The organism is Pseudomonas cichorii (genome assembly GCF_003700275.1).
Taxonomy (GTDB): Bacteria; Pseudomonadota; Gammaproteobacteria; order Pseudomonadales; family Pseudomonadaceae; genus Aquipseudomonas; species Aquipseudomonas cichorii_B.
On record NZ_RBRE01000035.1, the window covers coordinates 80,211 to 94,132 of the forward strand.

At 60.1% G+C, this 13,922-nt stretch carries 11 protein-coding genes; 7 read left to right on the forward strand and 4 right to left on the reverse strand.

Annotation, left to right across the window (positions count from 1 at the left end; all coding sequences use genetic code 11):
• Positions 1-6 precede the first annotated feature (6 nt).
• From ALQ04_RS08230 to ALQ04_RS08240, 3 genes are all read right to left on the reverse strand, one after another.
• Positions 7-1,773 (reverse strand): DUF2138 domain-containing protein, encoded by a 1,767-nt coding sequence (locus ALQ04_RS08230; RefSeq protein ID WP_122315262.1) that lies wholly within the window; start codon positions 1,771-1,773, stop codon positions 7-9.
• Positions 1,774-1,808: 35 nt separating this feature from the next.
• Positions 1,809-2,600 (reverse strand): YfaP family protein, encoded by a 792-nt coding sequence (locus ALQ04_RS08235; protein WP_409077243.1) that lies wholly within the window; start codon positions 2,598-2,600, stop codon positions 1,809-1,811.
• A gap of 242 nt (positions 2,601-2,842) precedes the next feature.
• A complete protein-coding gene (locus tag ALQ04_RS08240) occupies positions 2,843-3,367 on the reverse strand; it encodes a hypothetical protein (RefSeq protein WP_122315263.1) in 525 nt (174 codons plus the stop codon).
• Between the two features lie 243 nt (positions 3,368-3,610).
• Here ALQ04_RS08240 and ALQ04_RS08245 point away from each other — a divergent pair, with 243 nt between their 5' ends.
• From ALQ04_RS08245 to ALQ04_RS08275, 7 genes are all read left to right on the forward strand, one after another.
• A complete protein-coding gene (locus ALQ04_RS08245) occupies positions 3,611-4,021 on the forward strand; it encodes a DUF2946 domain-containing protein (protein WP_122315264.1) in 411 nt (136 codons plus the stop codon).
• A 65-nt stretch (positions 4,022-4,086) separates the two neighbouring features.
• A complete protein-coding gene (locus ALQ04_RS08250) occupies positions 4,087-6,249 on the forward strand; it encodes a TonB-dependent siderophore receptor (protein WP_122315265.1) in 2,163 nt (720 codons plus the stop codon).
• Positions 6,250-6,539: 290 nt separating this feature from the next.
• Positions 6,540-8,168 carry an ABC transporter substrate-binding protein gene (locus tag ALQ04_RS08255; RefSeq protein ID WP_122315266.1) on the forward strand — a complete coding sequence of 543 codons (1,629 nt, stop codon included), beginning with the start codon at positions 6,540-6,542 and terminating at the stop codon, positions 8,166-8,168.
• Positions 8,165-9,115: an ABC transporter permease gene (locus ALQ04_RS08260; RefSeq protein ID WP_122315267.1), complete on the forward strand. Its 951-nt coding sequence runs from the start codon at positions 8,165-8,167 to the stop codon at positions 9,113-9,115. Before ALQ04_RS08255 ends, ALQ04_RS08260 begins: the two co-directional genes overlap by 4 nt.
• Positions 9,116-9,119: 4 nt before the next feature.
• Positions 9,120-10,028, forward strand: a complete 909-nt coding sequence (locus ALQ04_RS08265) for an ABC transporter permease (RefSeq protein WP_122315268.1) — start codon at positions 9,120-9,122, stop codon at positions 10,026-10,028.
• A complete protein-coding gene (locus tag ALQ04_RS08270) occupies positions 10,025-11,680 on the forward strand; it encodes an ABC transporter ATP-binding protein (protein ID WP_122315269.1) in 1,656 nt (551 codons plus the stop codon). The genes ALQ04_RS08265 and ALQ04_RS08270 overlap by 4 nt, the downstream gene beginning before the upstream one ends.
• A 92-nt stretch (positions 11,681-11,772) precedes the next feature.
• Positions 11,773-12,396, forward strand: a complete 624-nt coding sequence (locus tag ALQ04_RS08275) for a glutathione S-transferase family protein (RefSeq protein WP_122315270.1) — start codon at positions 11,773-11,775, stop codon at positions 12,394-12,396.
• A 26-nt stretch (positions 12,397-12,422) separates the two neighbouring features.
• On the opposite strand, the gene ALQ04_RS08280 is transcribed toward ALQ04_RS08275, so the two are convergent.
• Positions 12,423-13,760, reverse strand: a complete 1,338-nt coding sequence (locus tag ALQ04_RS08280; RefSeq protein ID WP_122315271.1) for a VCBS repeat-containing protein — start codon at positions 13,758-13,760, stop codon at positions 12,423-12,425.
• Between the last annotated feature and the right edge of the window lie 162 nt (positions 13,761-13,922).

The window sequence follows — 13,922 nt, forward strand, 5'->3', positions numbered from 1 at the left end:
GCGTTCTCACAGGGCCTTCCACTCCAGCGGCAACCATTGCCAGTGGCCATCGGGCTCAGTGCCTTGCGGCAGCGTGAGGGCATATTTGCCGTAGCTGCCGAGCTTGCGCAATTTGGGAATCAGGTGAGTCTGCGCGGCGTTATAGAACACCGGTTCCATATCCCTGGGCAGGCTGCCGAGGGTTTCCTGTTGCATCAACTGCGCCATGGAGTCCGGACTGAAGTAGATCGGCACCAGCACGTCCCCGGGCAATACGTCGGCCAACGGAGGGAAGCGTTTATCCAGGGTGCCAAGTGCCTTGTCCACCAGCTTGTCGTCGAGGGAAAACAGCAGCGTCGAGCCGTGGCGCGCCAGGCTGACTTTCATGAATGCCTTGCCGGTGATTGCGTCCGGATTCTCGGCATCCCTGGCCGGATACGGACCGAAGTTGCTGCTGACCTGGCGCTGCCACTGGCGGCTTTCACCCTCCTGCTTCTCGACCACCGGAAATATCTTCCCGGCGACGTTGCCTTCATAGGCACCGACCATCGAGCCAAACAGGCTGCCCAGCTCGGCGTCGAGTGTGGCGCTGCTGTTCGGTTTCAGGCTGGCGACCAGCAGCGGTGTGTACAGCCGCGAGCCGGCATACCAGCACAAACCTGCAGCACCGGCGATGTGTTCGGTCAGGCCCTGGGCCACGGACTCTTCAGCACCGAGCTTCACCAGCAACGGCTTCTGCTGGGCTGCCGCCAGCGGCAACGTCACACAGGCGCTGGCGCCCATTGGCATGGCCTGCCAGATCGGCTTGAAATCGAAATCCGGCTGGTTCTCCAGCTCGTCCATGGCAAGAAAGCTGTGCCAGCCCTTGTCGTCCATGTCGAAACGCAGCCCGGAGAAGTTGGGGATGAAACGCTGATATCCCATGGCCAGGACGCTGGAATTGACCGACAGCCGATGCTTCACGGCGGATGCTCGCGCTTGCAGGCCGAAGGCTTCGGTAAACAGCTTTTCACCACCCAGCAGTGCGGCAATCGCCTGGGTCGAGACGCTGCCTGGAACTTGCGAGGTTTCGTCTTGCGCGTCGTCAGGCTGGCTCGCGCTGGCATCGGCCATCTCGTGGGTCGCGGTGTCCGGGCCGGAGAGCTTGGCCGGGTTGGACAGCACGACCAGTTTGTCGCCATGGGAAGCGAACACCAGCGACTTGCTGGCGTTGTAACTCAGTTGATAGAGCGGTACTTCATCGCTGCCGACTTTCAGCTCACCGATCCTGTTCAACTGCTTGTCGTACAGCACTTTCAGCAGTGGTTCCAGGACCTTGGCCAGGCCTGCGCGATCCATGACCAGCAGGAAGTCCTTGAGCCGGCCGTCCTTGCCGCGCCACAAGGCGATGTCTGCCGGTTGATCGAAAAGCTGCTCGATCAGGTTGTCCTGCAACTTGAGGTCGTATTCGTAGATGATCCTGCGCAGACTGCCGATCAGGCCAAGACGATCAGCGTGGGTCTGGTAATAGAACACGAAGTCTTCGGTCAGGGTTTCCTTGAGGAACGGCACTGCCAGCATGTCCTTGGGCAACTGGCTCAAGGAGCTGGTTTCCAGCAGACCGTCCGGACGACTCATGCCCAGCCTGTCACTGGCGATCTCGGCCATTGGCGCCTTGGGCTTGTGCATGAACCAGCCCAGCCCGACCGCCCCGCCAGCCACCAGGCACAGTCCGGCCAGAAGCACTGGCCAGCGACGGGGAGATTGGGCAACCGGCGCCTGGGGAGCCGCTGTTGATGTGGACTTCTCGCTCATGTTTACAAGCACTCACTCATCCGTGTTACGAGTTATCAATAGTTGAAAGTCTTGACCAGCAGCAAGTCACCGATAGAGCGCAGGGGCACGATGAATGTCTCGCGTTTTTCGTTGACGGTATTTTCGTTGAGCACCAGATTGATCTGGGAAGTGATCACTTCCTGACTGTTGCTGGTTTCCTCGAAGTTGTAGCCGCCGTTGCCGAAATTGCCCCAGTAGTTCACGTAGACCAGATAGGTGCCATGCATGGGCGCGGTCATGGTGAACATCTCCGGCCCGGGACCATCGACGCCATCGGGGTCCAGGCCGCCACCGTTGCTCAAGGCGGTATTGCCGAAAAACGCATGCTGCCCGTCCGGGGTCACGATATGCAGATCGATTTCGGCCTGCGGATCGTCCCAGCCCAGCACCACCCGAATCTGTGCCGGAGTGCGCTGGCTGTTGGCTTCATAGAACTGCACGCGCTTGAGGGATTTACCTTCCACACTGCGCACTTCGACACTGTTGGAGCCCGCGCCAAACGCATATGGCCGGGCAAACCGCCCTTCCTTGTCGGTGTACAGATTCAGTGGATTGCCGTTTACCGACAGCACGTGCGGCCCGCGCCGGTTGCCGATAGCCTTGATCTGGCCTTCGATCATTGTGCGGTTACGCTGTACGCCACGGTCGATAGGCGGTGTCGGATAGGCGACTTGCGGATGCTCACTGCGATCCAGAAGGCCGTTATAGCGCCAGCCACCCACCGGCTCGGAAAGCGCTGCCGACGACTCGGCCCAGGCCGTGCTGGCCCAGGCAAACGTGGCCAGCAGAGTGAGCAAACAGCGCACAGGACCATTTCCTTTCGAGCGGCGCCTGAAGGCACCTCGATTTTCACCCTGCCTGTCATTGATAAAACGCATTGAGGTACCCTGGTTTTCATGCAAGTCAGGCACGATATCCATACCGATCAAAGTAAATGACGTCTGAAACATAGACGAAAAATCCGCAAAATCATCCCGTTTGCCATATTCAGGGATGAGCCTTGCAGGAAGCCTTATACGGGCTTTTTCGCGAAGGGCAATGGAAGTATCTAGCCCGGCACAACACCGCCTGTATCTTCACCCGGTATCGGGTCGACCGGGAACGTGCCCATGTCCTTGATATCACCCTCTTCCGACGGGCAACCACCGCTGGCCGGAAACCTCGCGACGATCTCGCGATTGATATACCAGTAGGCCCTTTCGTCCTCGAATTCCTGGTAGTAACACAGCGCCATGATGCGGCCGTCAAGCGTCGCCAGGATGGCCCAGTTGGTAGAACCACCACTGCGGCTGTCCCAGCCCGCGGCGAGCAAACGGTTACCCACCTTGAGGATCGGGCTGATCATGTCTTCACCCAGCACTGCCTCCCTGATCGTATCGGTGGGCGCCGCCCTGGCGACCGCAGCCTGCACGCGAGGGTCTTCGATAAAAGCCGTGCCATTGACCTTTTCCCAGGGATACTTGCCGATATAGGCCTCAAGCGATCCCGGCGGCGATGAATTCTCGACCGGGCTCATTGCAAACGCACTCCAGGACAGCGCCCCCAGAACGGCACCCAGAAACAAGCACTTCATGGCATTTACCTGATTGATATTGCGTGGAATCTAACGGCAGGAAAGGTCTGCGCCAATAGTACGCATGTACTAGCCGCTGTGGGACAAGGCTTGAACTCAGTACACAGCCGCTGACCAGCGAGTGTACGAGAAAAGCCGGCAAGCGAAGGTCAGGCAAGGCAAAAACCGGCCAGGGCTGGCGCAAGGCTCCCGTGGCCAAGTAAATCCACTATTGGCCCGACGGCCGGTGCTAGAATCGCGGCCATGAAAATGTCTCGTGATGACCGTTCGATGATTGCCTGGGTGCTGTATTTCAGCGTCCTGTTCAGTCTGTTCGGCTGCGGTATTCATCACGGGCAGATGAGCGGCCTGAACCTCAGCGGGCTCAATGGCGGTTTCTGCGCCGAGGGCAATCAGGGCGGTGCCGGTATCGATCTGGGCAGTTCGGACCAGACCGGACAAGCCGCCGCCCAGTTCAGTTGTTCGCTGTGTTCCCTGTTCGGTGTCGCGGTGGCACTCAACGCCGACGCATGGAGCCTGGACTATCTACCGGTCAGTGCGAGCGCAGTGCTCAACGCGCCGTACCGCGCCCAACCGCCGCCACGCTATGTGTGGCCCTCGCTGAATCCTCGCGCCCCTCCGCACAACGTCCTCGCAGTGAATTCATCAGTCTGATCCGCGCCACGACCTGATTGTCGTAGGCGGGCTCAGCCGTCACTTTTCGCGTGGAAACTGTTTTCATGAAAGCTACAAACACCTCTCTGGTGCTGCTGATCAGCGCCTGCAACAGCGTGTGGGCGCAAGATGGCACCCTTGAATTACCAGGCACCAGCATTACCGCAGGCCGGGAAGAGCCATCGGGGCTGATTCTCGATCAACCGATCAAGACCGGCTCGCGACTGGGCCTGACAGCCCGTGAGACCCCCGCCTCGGTAAGCGTTGCCGATCGTTCGATCATCGAGTCGCGTGGCGCCAAAAATACCCAGGACGTGATCAACAGCATGGCCGGCGTCAATGCCTCGGCCAACCCCGGCTACGGCGGCTATGTCTCGTATCGGGGGTTTACTGCAGGACAGATCACCCAGCTCTACAACGGTATCGGCATGAGCTACAGCAGCGCCAATCGCCCGGTCGATTCCTGGATCTATGACCGGGTGGAGTTGATTGGCGGACCTTCGACCTTTCTGTATGGCGCTGGCGCTGTCGGCGGCTCGATCAACTACATCACCAAACTGGCCACTCGCGAAGAGCAGGCCCTGCAAGGGCGAGTGCGTTACGGCAGCTACGACAACTCGGAAGTATCCATAGGCGGTAATCAAGCGCTGGGCGGCCCGGATGCCCGGCATTTCGCCAGGCTCGACGTAAGCCGCACCGCTGGCGACGGCTACATGGACCGCAACCGGCGAGAATCGACCAGCACCGCGTTTTCAATCCTCAGCGACCTGACACCAAACCTCAGCCATACGCTGGCACTGGAATATCAGGAAGACCAGGAGGACAGCCCTTACTGGGGTTCGCCGATCCTCAACCCTGTCGGCGATACGATGAAAATCGACAAAAGTCGCCGCTTTGAAAACTACAACATGACCGACGGGCGCTATGAACAGCGCGTCCGCTGGGTACGCTCGATCATTGACTATCAGGTCGATGACAACACCAGCCTGCAGAACACGCTGTATCACTACGATGCTCAGCGTGACTACCGCAACATGGAAAACTACGTTTATAACGCCGATAACAGCCAGGTGAACCGTTCTGCTGCGTTCCTGCAACGTCACGATCAGCGCGTTGATGGCAATCGTTTCGAGTTGCGCCACGATACCCGGATTGCAGGGTTCGCCAGCCAATGGTCGGCAGGGCTGGATTACTCGCTTAACCGGCAGGTACTGCATCCCGCCAGCCAGTTCACTTCCAGCCCCTACGATACGATTGATCCGGACAACTTCACCGCTGGCAGTTTCAGCGACATCCCCGGTGTGAATGGAGGCCTGCAAAAGATGCGCAAGCATGAAGTCACCACGCTTGCCGCATTTCTGGAAAACCGCCTGGAACTGACCGATCGGCTTTCCCTGCTGACCGGGCTGCGCTACGACCGCTTGCATATGGAGGTCACCAACTACGGCGCGATAACCCCGACCAGCCCGGCACGCTTCGAGAGAACATGGACGCCGGTTACCGGCCGGGTGAGCCTGGTCTATGCGCTGACGCCAGCCGCCAACGTCTATGTGCAATACAGCACCGCGGCTGACCCGCCTGCAGGCTCGCTGGCCTCGGCGACCTATTCGCAGGTTGGCCTGTATGACCTGACAACCGGCGAACAGGTTGAAGTGGGCAGCAAGTTCGATTTCCTCGACGGACGTGGCTCGGCAACAGTTGCGTTGTACCAGATCGTGCGCCGGGACTTTACCGTGCGCGACTCGGTCAATCCCAACCTGACAGTCCAGGCCGGGCAGCAGACTTCGCGCGGCCTGGAACTGGCTGGCAAGCTGCATGTCACGCCAAGGCTGCTGGTCGAGGCCAACCATGCCTACGTAAAGGCCGAATACGATGAGTTCAACGAGGCGGTAAACGGCGTTTCGGTATCACGCAAGGGCAACACGCCGACCAACGTGCCAGACAGCGTGACCAATCTCTGGCTGACCTACGATATTACCCACAACTGGCAGGCCGGTATGGATGCGCGTCATGTCGCGTCGGTGTATGCCGACAACGCCAATACCCTCAAGGCGCCGGCTTACACGCTATATGGTGCCTTTGCCCGTTATCGGGTGAGCGAAGCTACGTCGGTGACGGCAAGAGTGCGCAACCTGACCGATGAAATCTACGCCCAGCAGGCCTATGGAACGCTGTATTACATGGGCGCGCCACGTACGCTGGAAGTGGCCCTGGATACAAGTTTCTAGGCCAGGCTGGATAAAAAGCCCTCTTTTAGAGGGCTTTTTCACTCTGGCAATGCGCAATCTGTTGGCAGTAGCCTGGGCCGCCATAAAAATGCCTATAAGGCATAATAAAAATAAAATAAATTATAAAAACGAATATTAGCTTAAAACCAAAAAGACTTTTACAGGGTTCATTCAGACGAATAAGGTCTTAAAAACCGGCCTGAAGCGCTGTTCGACTGAAAAGGATTCCTCATGCACTCCACCCTCCCCTCGGCATTGCCAGGCATCCCCGCAGCTCAGGGAATGCATCGATGAACAAACGCCCTCTGCTATCGCGCCTGCTGTTCGCCGCAGCCACTGCCGCCACCCTGCTCGGCTGCTCGCCTGCGGGTCAGGACACTCAGGACAAGACCCTCAAGGTGGCTTTTTTCCGGGACAACACCACGCTGGTCAGCCTTGATCCGTTTCAGGTCTACTGGCTGGAACATCGGGTGGTCCTGCGCAATGTCGCCGAATCCTTGACCGATCAGGACCCGCAGACCGGCAATATCATTCCCTGGCTGGCCGAGCGCTGGGAAGTCAGTGACAACGCACTGGAATACACTTTCCACCTGCGCAAGGATGTGACCTTCAGCAACGGCACGCGCTTCGACGCCCAGGCGGTCAAGACCGCCTACGACGCCAACAAATCCTTTGCTGCCCAGTTGCCGACCACCTTTGGCGCGACCTATCTGGCTGGCTACGATCACGCCGAAGTGCTGGACGACTTCACCGTCAAGCTGGTGCTGGCCAGACCCAATGCCGGTTTCCTGCAAGCCACTTCCACCACCAACCTCGCGATTCTTGCGCCAGAGTCCTACAAGCTCAGCGTCAAGGAGCGTTCGCTGGGCGCGATCATTGGCACCGGGCCTTTCGTTCTGGAGCGCTATACCCCGGAAAGCGGTCTGCGCCTGGGCAAGCGCAAGGGTTATGCCTGGCCATCGGCCAATGCGCAGAACAAGGGCGAAGCCCATCTGGATGCAGTCGAAGTCAGCTATGTGCCGGAAGAAAGCGTGCGCAACGGCCAGTTCGTCCAGGGCCAGGTGGATATTCTCTGGCCGCGCAACCCGTTCGCCGAAGTCGACCTGAACCTGTTCAAATCCAGGGGCGCCACCATTCAGAGCCGTTCCCTGCCCGGTCCTGCCCTGAACATGTACCCCAACACCCGCGGCACGCGCATCCTCGCCGACCGCAACGTGCGTCTGGCCCTGCAGAAAGGCATCGACCGCAAGACTTACGCCGCCACCGTCTATAACCCGCAACTCCCGGTGGTTTCCGGCGTCTACGACGTCACTACGCCCTACTACAAGAGTCAGGGCGACAAGCTGGCCTATGATCCACAGGGCGCCGAGCGCCTGCTTGAAGAATCCGGCTGGCAGAAGAATGCCGACGGCTATCGCTACAAGGACGGTAAACGCCTGAAGCTGGTGTACAACCTGTCGCCCGCCGAAAGCGCTGGCGATGTGCTGATCCAGGATCAACTGCGCAAGATCGGTATCGAGTTCAAGCTCAATGTCGTGACCACCGCCGAATGGGCGGCAGCCAATGCCTCGGGCAACTATGACCTGACGTCCACCTACATGACTCGCGCCGATCCGATCGTCCTGCAGACCATCATCGATCCGCGCAGCGCCAACAGTTCGACCCTGGCGACCAACCTCTACGCCCCGCAAACCCTGCCCCGCGCCCTGGAGCTGTTCGATGCCGGGCTGACCGCAACCCGTGCCGAGCAACGGGCGCAAGCCTATGGTGACCTGCAGGACCTGCTGATCGACGAAGGCTCGGCATTCCCGGTCTATGAACGAGTCTGGCAGGCCGCCACCGCCAGGAAGGTGCGCAACTTCCACTGGACTGCCGAAGGTTTCGCGCTATTCAACGACATCGAGATCGTTGCGCCATGAGCCGCTACGTCCTCGGCCGGATCGCCCAGGCGTTGCTGGTGCTCTGGGGTGCCTACAGCATCACTTATTTCATTCTGTACATGCTGCCCGGCGACACCTTGTCGATCATGCTCAGCGCTTCGGGCATCGAGATCGATGCCCTGTCCGCACAGGACATCGCTCAGGCCCGGCAGTATTACGGACTGGAGGGCAACGTTTTCGAGCAGTACCTCAAGCTGTTATGGGGCGCGATCCATGGCGACTTCGGCAATTCGCTGACCCTCAACCGGCCCGTCTCCGAGTTGCTGGTCGAACGGCTGCCGCAAACCCTGGCGCTGGCGGGTCTGGCGATTGTCCTGTCGCTGATCGGCGGGATCGGCCTGGCGTACCTCACGGCTTACGTGCGCTGGCAGCCGTTGAAGGTGGCGCTGTCACGACTGCCTTCGCTGGGCTTCTCGGTGCCGGTGTTCTGGATGGGCCTGCTGCTGATCCAGCTGTTTGCCTTCAGCCTCGGCTGGTTTCCGGCAACCGGCAATAACGGTTTTTCCAGCCTGATATTGCCTGCGGTCACGCTGGCGATTCCCAGTGCAGCGGTTTACGCCCAGGTCCTGCAACGCGGCTTTCAGGGCGTATGGAAAGAGCCCTACATCGTTACCGCCTACGCCAAGGGCCTGAGCCGCGCGCAAGTCCAGGCACGGCATGCCTTCAAGAATGCGGCCCTGCCATTGCTGACCCTGATCGGCCTGCAGGTGGGCAACACCGTTTCCGGTGCGGTGCTGGTGGAGACCATCTTCGCCCGGGCCGGCGTCGGCCGCCTTGCCCAGGAAGCGGTGCTGCGCCAGGACATTCCGGTAGTGCTGGCCATCGTCGCCGTCTCGGCTGCCGCCTTTGTGGTCGTCAACCTGATTGTCGACCTGCTCTACCCTGCGCTGGATCCGCGCATCGCCCACACGCCAAAGGTTTCCTGACGCCATGACTATCTTCGATAACCGTCTTGCGCGCCTGGCGCGTGCTGTCAGCACCCCGTCCGTGTCGCAATGGCAACGGCGCAGCCGCCTGAGCCGCGCAGTGGATGCCGTCAAACCGCTGCTGCGGCGGCCGGGTTTCCTGCTGGCAGTGGCCATCGTCGCATTCGCGCTGTTGTCCGCCGTGGCACCCAGCCTGCTCAGCAGCTTCGCGCCCTACGCCACTTCACCGGCCGACAAGCTCACTGCGCCCAATGCCGTGCACTGGTTCGGCACTGATGAACTGGGCCGTGATCTCTATACCCGGGTCGTACATGGCTCCAGCCTGTCGGTGCAGGCCGCCTTGCTGGCGGTCGGCATCGCCATGGCCGGAGGCCTCAGTCTGGGAGTGATTTCCGGCTTCGCGGGCGGGCGCATCGATGCCGTTATCATGCGCTTCATCGACGTTTTGCTGGCCTTGCCCGGTCTGTTGCTGGCCCTGGCAATCGTGACCGCCATCGGCTTCGGGACCATTCCGGTGGCCATCGCAGTGGGTGTCGGCATCATTCCCGGCTTTGCCCGCACCACCCGCGCCGAAGTGTTGCGCGTCAAGACTCTGCCCTACGTCGAAGCGGCACGGCTGGGCGGCGCCAGCTGGACCCGAACCCTGCTGCGACACATTCTGCCCAACGCCTGGGGACCGGTTGCAGTGCTCGCCACCCTGGACTTCGGCGCGGCGATTCTGGCCACCGCCGGCCTGAGCTTTCTCGGCTTCGGTGCCGAACCACCAGCCGCCGAATGGGGCACGCTGATTGCCAACGGTCGACACTTCCTGATGACCGCGCCCTGGGTGTCGCTGTTGCCCGGCCTGTTCGTGGTCGCTGTGGTGTTCAGCTTCAACCATATCGCCCGCACTCTGGAAGAGACTCAACGATGAGCGACACGCCGCAATTGATCGATATCCGCCATCTGGCCGTCACCTATCGCTTCGACGGACAGCTCAATCAGGCCGTGCGCGACGTTTCGTTTCAGGTAGCCAGGGGCGAAACCGTGGCGATTGTTGGCGAGTCCGGTTCGGGCAAGTCGACCATCGCCAACGCAATCCTCGGCCTGCTGCCGGACAACGCGACCATTACCCGAGGTGAACTGCGGGTCAACGGCAGCGAGCTGAGCCGTGCTTCGGAGCGAGAAAAACGCCGGATTCGCGGCAGCACCATCGGTCTGGTGCCTCAGGACCCGATGGTCAGCCTCAATCCGACCCTGCGCATCGGTCAACAGATTGCCGAAGCATTGATCCAGGCCCATGGCCGACGCTACCCGGCCATCGATGCCGATGTGCTGGAACTGCTGCAGCAGGTCGGGCTGGACAAGCCCGTGCTGCGCGCCCGGCAATATCCACACGAACTGTCTGGCGGCATGCGCCAGCGTGTACTGATCGCCATCGCCCTGGCGGGCAATCCACGGCTGATCATTGCTGACGAGCCGACCAGCGCGCTGGATGTCACGGTCCAGCGCAAGATTCTCGACCACTTGCAACGTCTGGTGAGCGAACGTGATATTTCGTTGCTGATCATCACCCACGACCTTGGCGTGGCAGCCGATCGCGCCGACCGGGTGCTGGTGATGAAAAGCGGCGAACTGGTCGAGCAAGGCCCGCCACAGCAGATTCTCATTCATCCGGCACACAGCTATACCCGTGCGTTGATTGCCGCAGCACCGGCTTTCGGCCAGCAGCAAAGCCCGGCAGCGCCGCGCCCGATTCTGCCGGACGACACGCCCCTGCTGACCCTGAGCAATATCGGCAAGACTTATCGCCTGCCTTACGTAAAAGGCGAGGACGCCGACTTCCAGGCCTTGCAGGACGTCAATTTCAAGGTTTATCCGGGGCAGACGCTGGCGATTGTCGGCGAGTCCGGCTCGGGTAAAAGTACCGCGCTAAGAATCGCCCTCGGCCTGGAGAAACCGAGCCACGGACGGGTGCTGTTTGAAGACCGCGATGTCACTGACCTCGGCTGGCGCGAGTTCAGGCCACTGCGGCGGCGTATCCAGCTGGTCCAGCAGAACCCGTTCGCCGCTCTCGACCCACGCTTCACCCTGTTTGAAAGTATCGTCGAACCGCTGGTTTCATTCGGCTTGCTCAAGGGCCGCGAGCTGGAACGGGCCGCACGCCAGTTGATTGAGCGGGTGCACTTGCCAACCGCGTATCTGGACCGCCTGCCGCGTGAACTCTCGGGCGGCCAGCGGCAACGGGTGGCGATTGCCAGAGCGCTGGCCCTGCAACCGGACTTACTGCTGCTCGACGAACCGGTTTCGGCACTCGATGTTTCGGTACAGGCGCAGATCCTCGACCTGCTGGTCGAGCTGCAAGGCGAATTGGGCATCGCCTACGTGCTGGTGTCCCATGACCTTGCGGTGGTCGCCAGCGTCGCCCATCAGGTGCTGGTGCTCAAGCACGGCAAAACCGTTGAGCAAGGCCTTGCCAACGACGTCTTCGAGCGGCCGGAAGCGGCTTACACACAAGAACTGATCGCAGCGATTCCGGGGCAGCGCCTGGGTCTGCAGGCAGTAGCGCAGCATCAGGCCTCATAAAATATTTTATGAGTCGCTGCAAATATCATTGTTGGCCGCAGGGCGATGAGGCATCTAGGATGCCTCATCGCCCATGACCGCAAGGAAAGACAATGATAAGGCTGCATCACCTGAACCAGTCTCGCTCCATCCGCGTTCTCTGGTTGCTGGAAGAAATCGGCGTACCGTACGAGATTGAGCTGTACCGTCGCGACAGCAAGACCCATTTTGCGCCTGAATCCTTGAAAGCCATCCATCCGCTGGGCAAATCCCCGGTCATCGAGCTTGATGGAAAAGTCGTTGCCGAGTCGGGCGCCATCACCGAAATCCTTGTAGAACGCTTCGCGCCGCATCTGGCCCCGGCAAGAAACAGCGATGAGTATCTGGAATATCTGCAGTGGATGCACTTCTCCGAAAGCTCCGCCATGCTCCCACCGCTACTGAAGATCTTTGCCCAGCGCGAAACCGCTACCCTGACCTTTCTGCCCGGTTACGCGCAGGTCGAATGCCGAAAAGTCTTTGGCTATCTGGACAGCCAACTGGAAAACCGGACGTTCCTGGTCGGCGACAGGTTGAGCGGTGCCGACTTCATGATGCTGTTCGTCGCTGAGCTGGTCGAGCGCCTGGAAAAGCCCGAAGCCTACGCCAATATCCAGCGCTATCTGGCCACCCTGAAAAACCTCGAAAGCTGGAAAAAGGCCCAGGCCCGTGAAGTGGAGTTCGCCAGGATTTCCTGAGCGGCCACATCAGGAACGCCGGCCCCTCAGTTCCGGCGCACTGGCGTCAGGGGTTTGAAAGGCGGGAGCGAAGCCTTGTAGCCTTGCCTGTCGCTGAGCAGCAGCCGGGCTTGCGTTCCCCAGCCACCGATCAAGACATCCGCCTTGCCATCACCGTCCAGATCGCCCTGCCCCATGTTCCAGCTACGACCCACCGTGATACCGGGGACTATATCGAGGGTGACGTCCTTGAAATGACCTTGCCCATCGTTTTGCCAGGCGCGCAGTTGCAGGGGGACGAAGCCCGGCACCTGAATGGCGCCCACCAGCAGGTCCGGGTGACCGTCGCCGTTGAAGTCGACGACAGTGCCTGCCCAGCTGGAAAAGGTGTGGGATGGCAAGCGCTCTGCTGTTTCATCCCGGAACCGGCCTTTCTGGTCATTGATCAGCAGCCGGGTCTGAGGGTCCTTGTCCCAGCCAAAGTTATTGCTGGTGATATTGAAAAACACGATGTCATTGAAGCCATCCCGGTTCACATCGACAACCTGAACTTCTCTGGTTTCCATGGGCACGCGCAGGTCGAGCCGATCCGATGCATCGGTGAATCGTCCCTTGCCGTCGTTGATCAGCAGGCGATTGGGATGCGCCGGGCTTGCCAGAACCATGTCCAGATCCCCATCCGCGTCCATATCCGCCAGGGCAATGCTTTCGGTCTGGTCGTCGGTCTGTGGCAGGTGGGTCTGTGTCGCATCAATGAAGTGGCCGGGGCGTTTGGGATCATTCAGGAACAGCAGGTTTCGGGCCGGGACAATCTCTGCATCCGGCGCATGATCCCGTTCACCGGTGCTACCGACGACGATGTCCGCAAGCCGGTCGCCGTTGACATCAGCGATGGCCAGGGCGTTGCCCTGACTCATGGCCGGCAAGCGCTGGCTTGCATCGGTAAAACCACCCTTGCCGTCGCCAAGGAATAATTGATGGACTTCGTCGGCCTCCGCGACAAACACCACATCCATGTTGCCATCGGCATTGAAGTCCGCTGCGCGAACATGTTCGCTGTCGTGCATCACGCTGCCGAAAGCGCCCGGTTTGCTGGTGAGCCGGCCCTTGCCATCGTTCAGGTAAAGACGATTGACACCGTGCTCGACCGATACGACCACATCGAGATCACCATCCTTGTCGACGTCGATAAAGAACGAGTCGGTTGCATGCAGGGCCGGAGCGACCGGGACATGAGTAGCCGTCGCGTCTACAAAGGCATTTGACGGCTTTTCGGCAATGATACTGAACGCATCATCCTGAGCAGCGGCGTGTGCGCCTGCCATCAGAGCGCTCACAAAGCCTGAAGTGGCCAGGGCAAGTTGCGTCTTGAAGTAACGAGGCATGAACCTTTCCTTTATCGAAGCCGGAGTCGGCATTATCAGCCGTGATATCGAGCTTGATTAGCCACACGGTCGTGCATGCGCTTATGACGCAACGTCATGAAACAATCTGTGTCCGCAGCCTTGCCATCACGCAGATAAGCTCTCTGGCTATTCGCCGCCGGG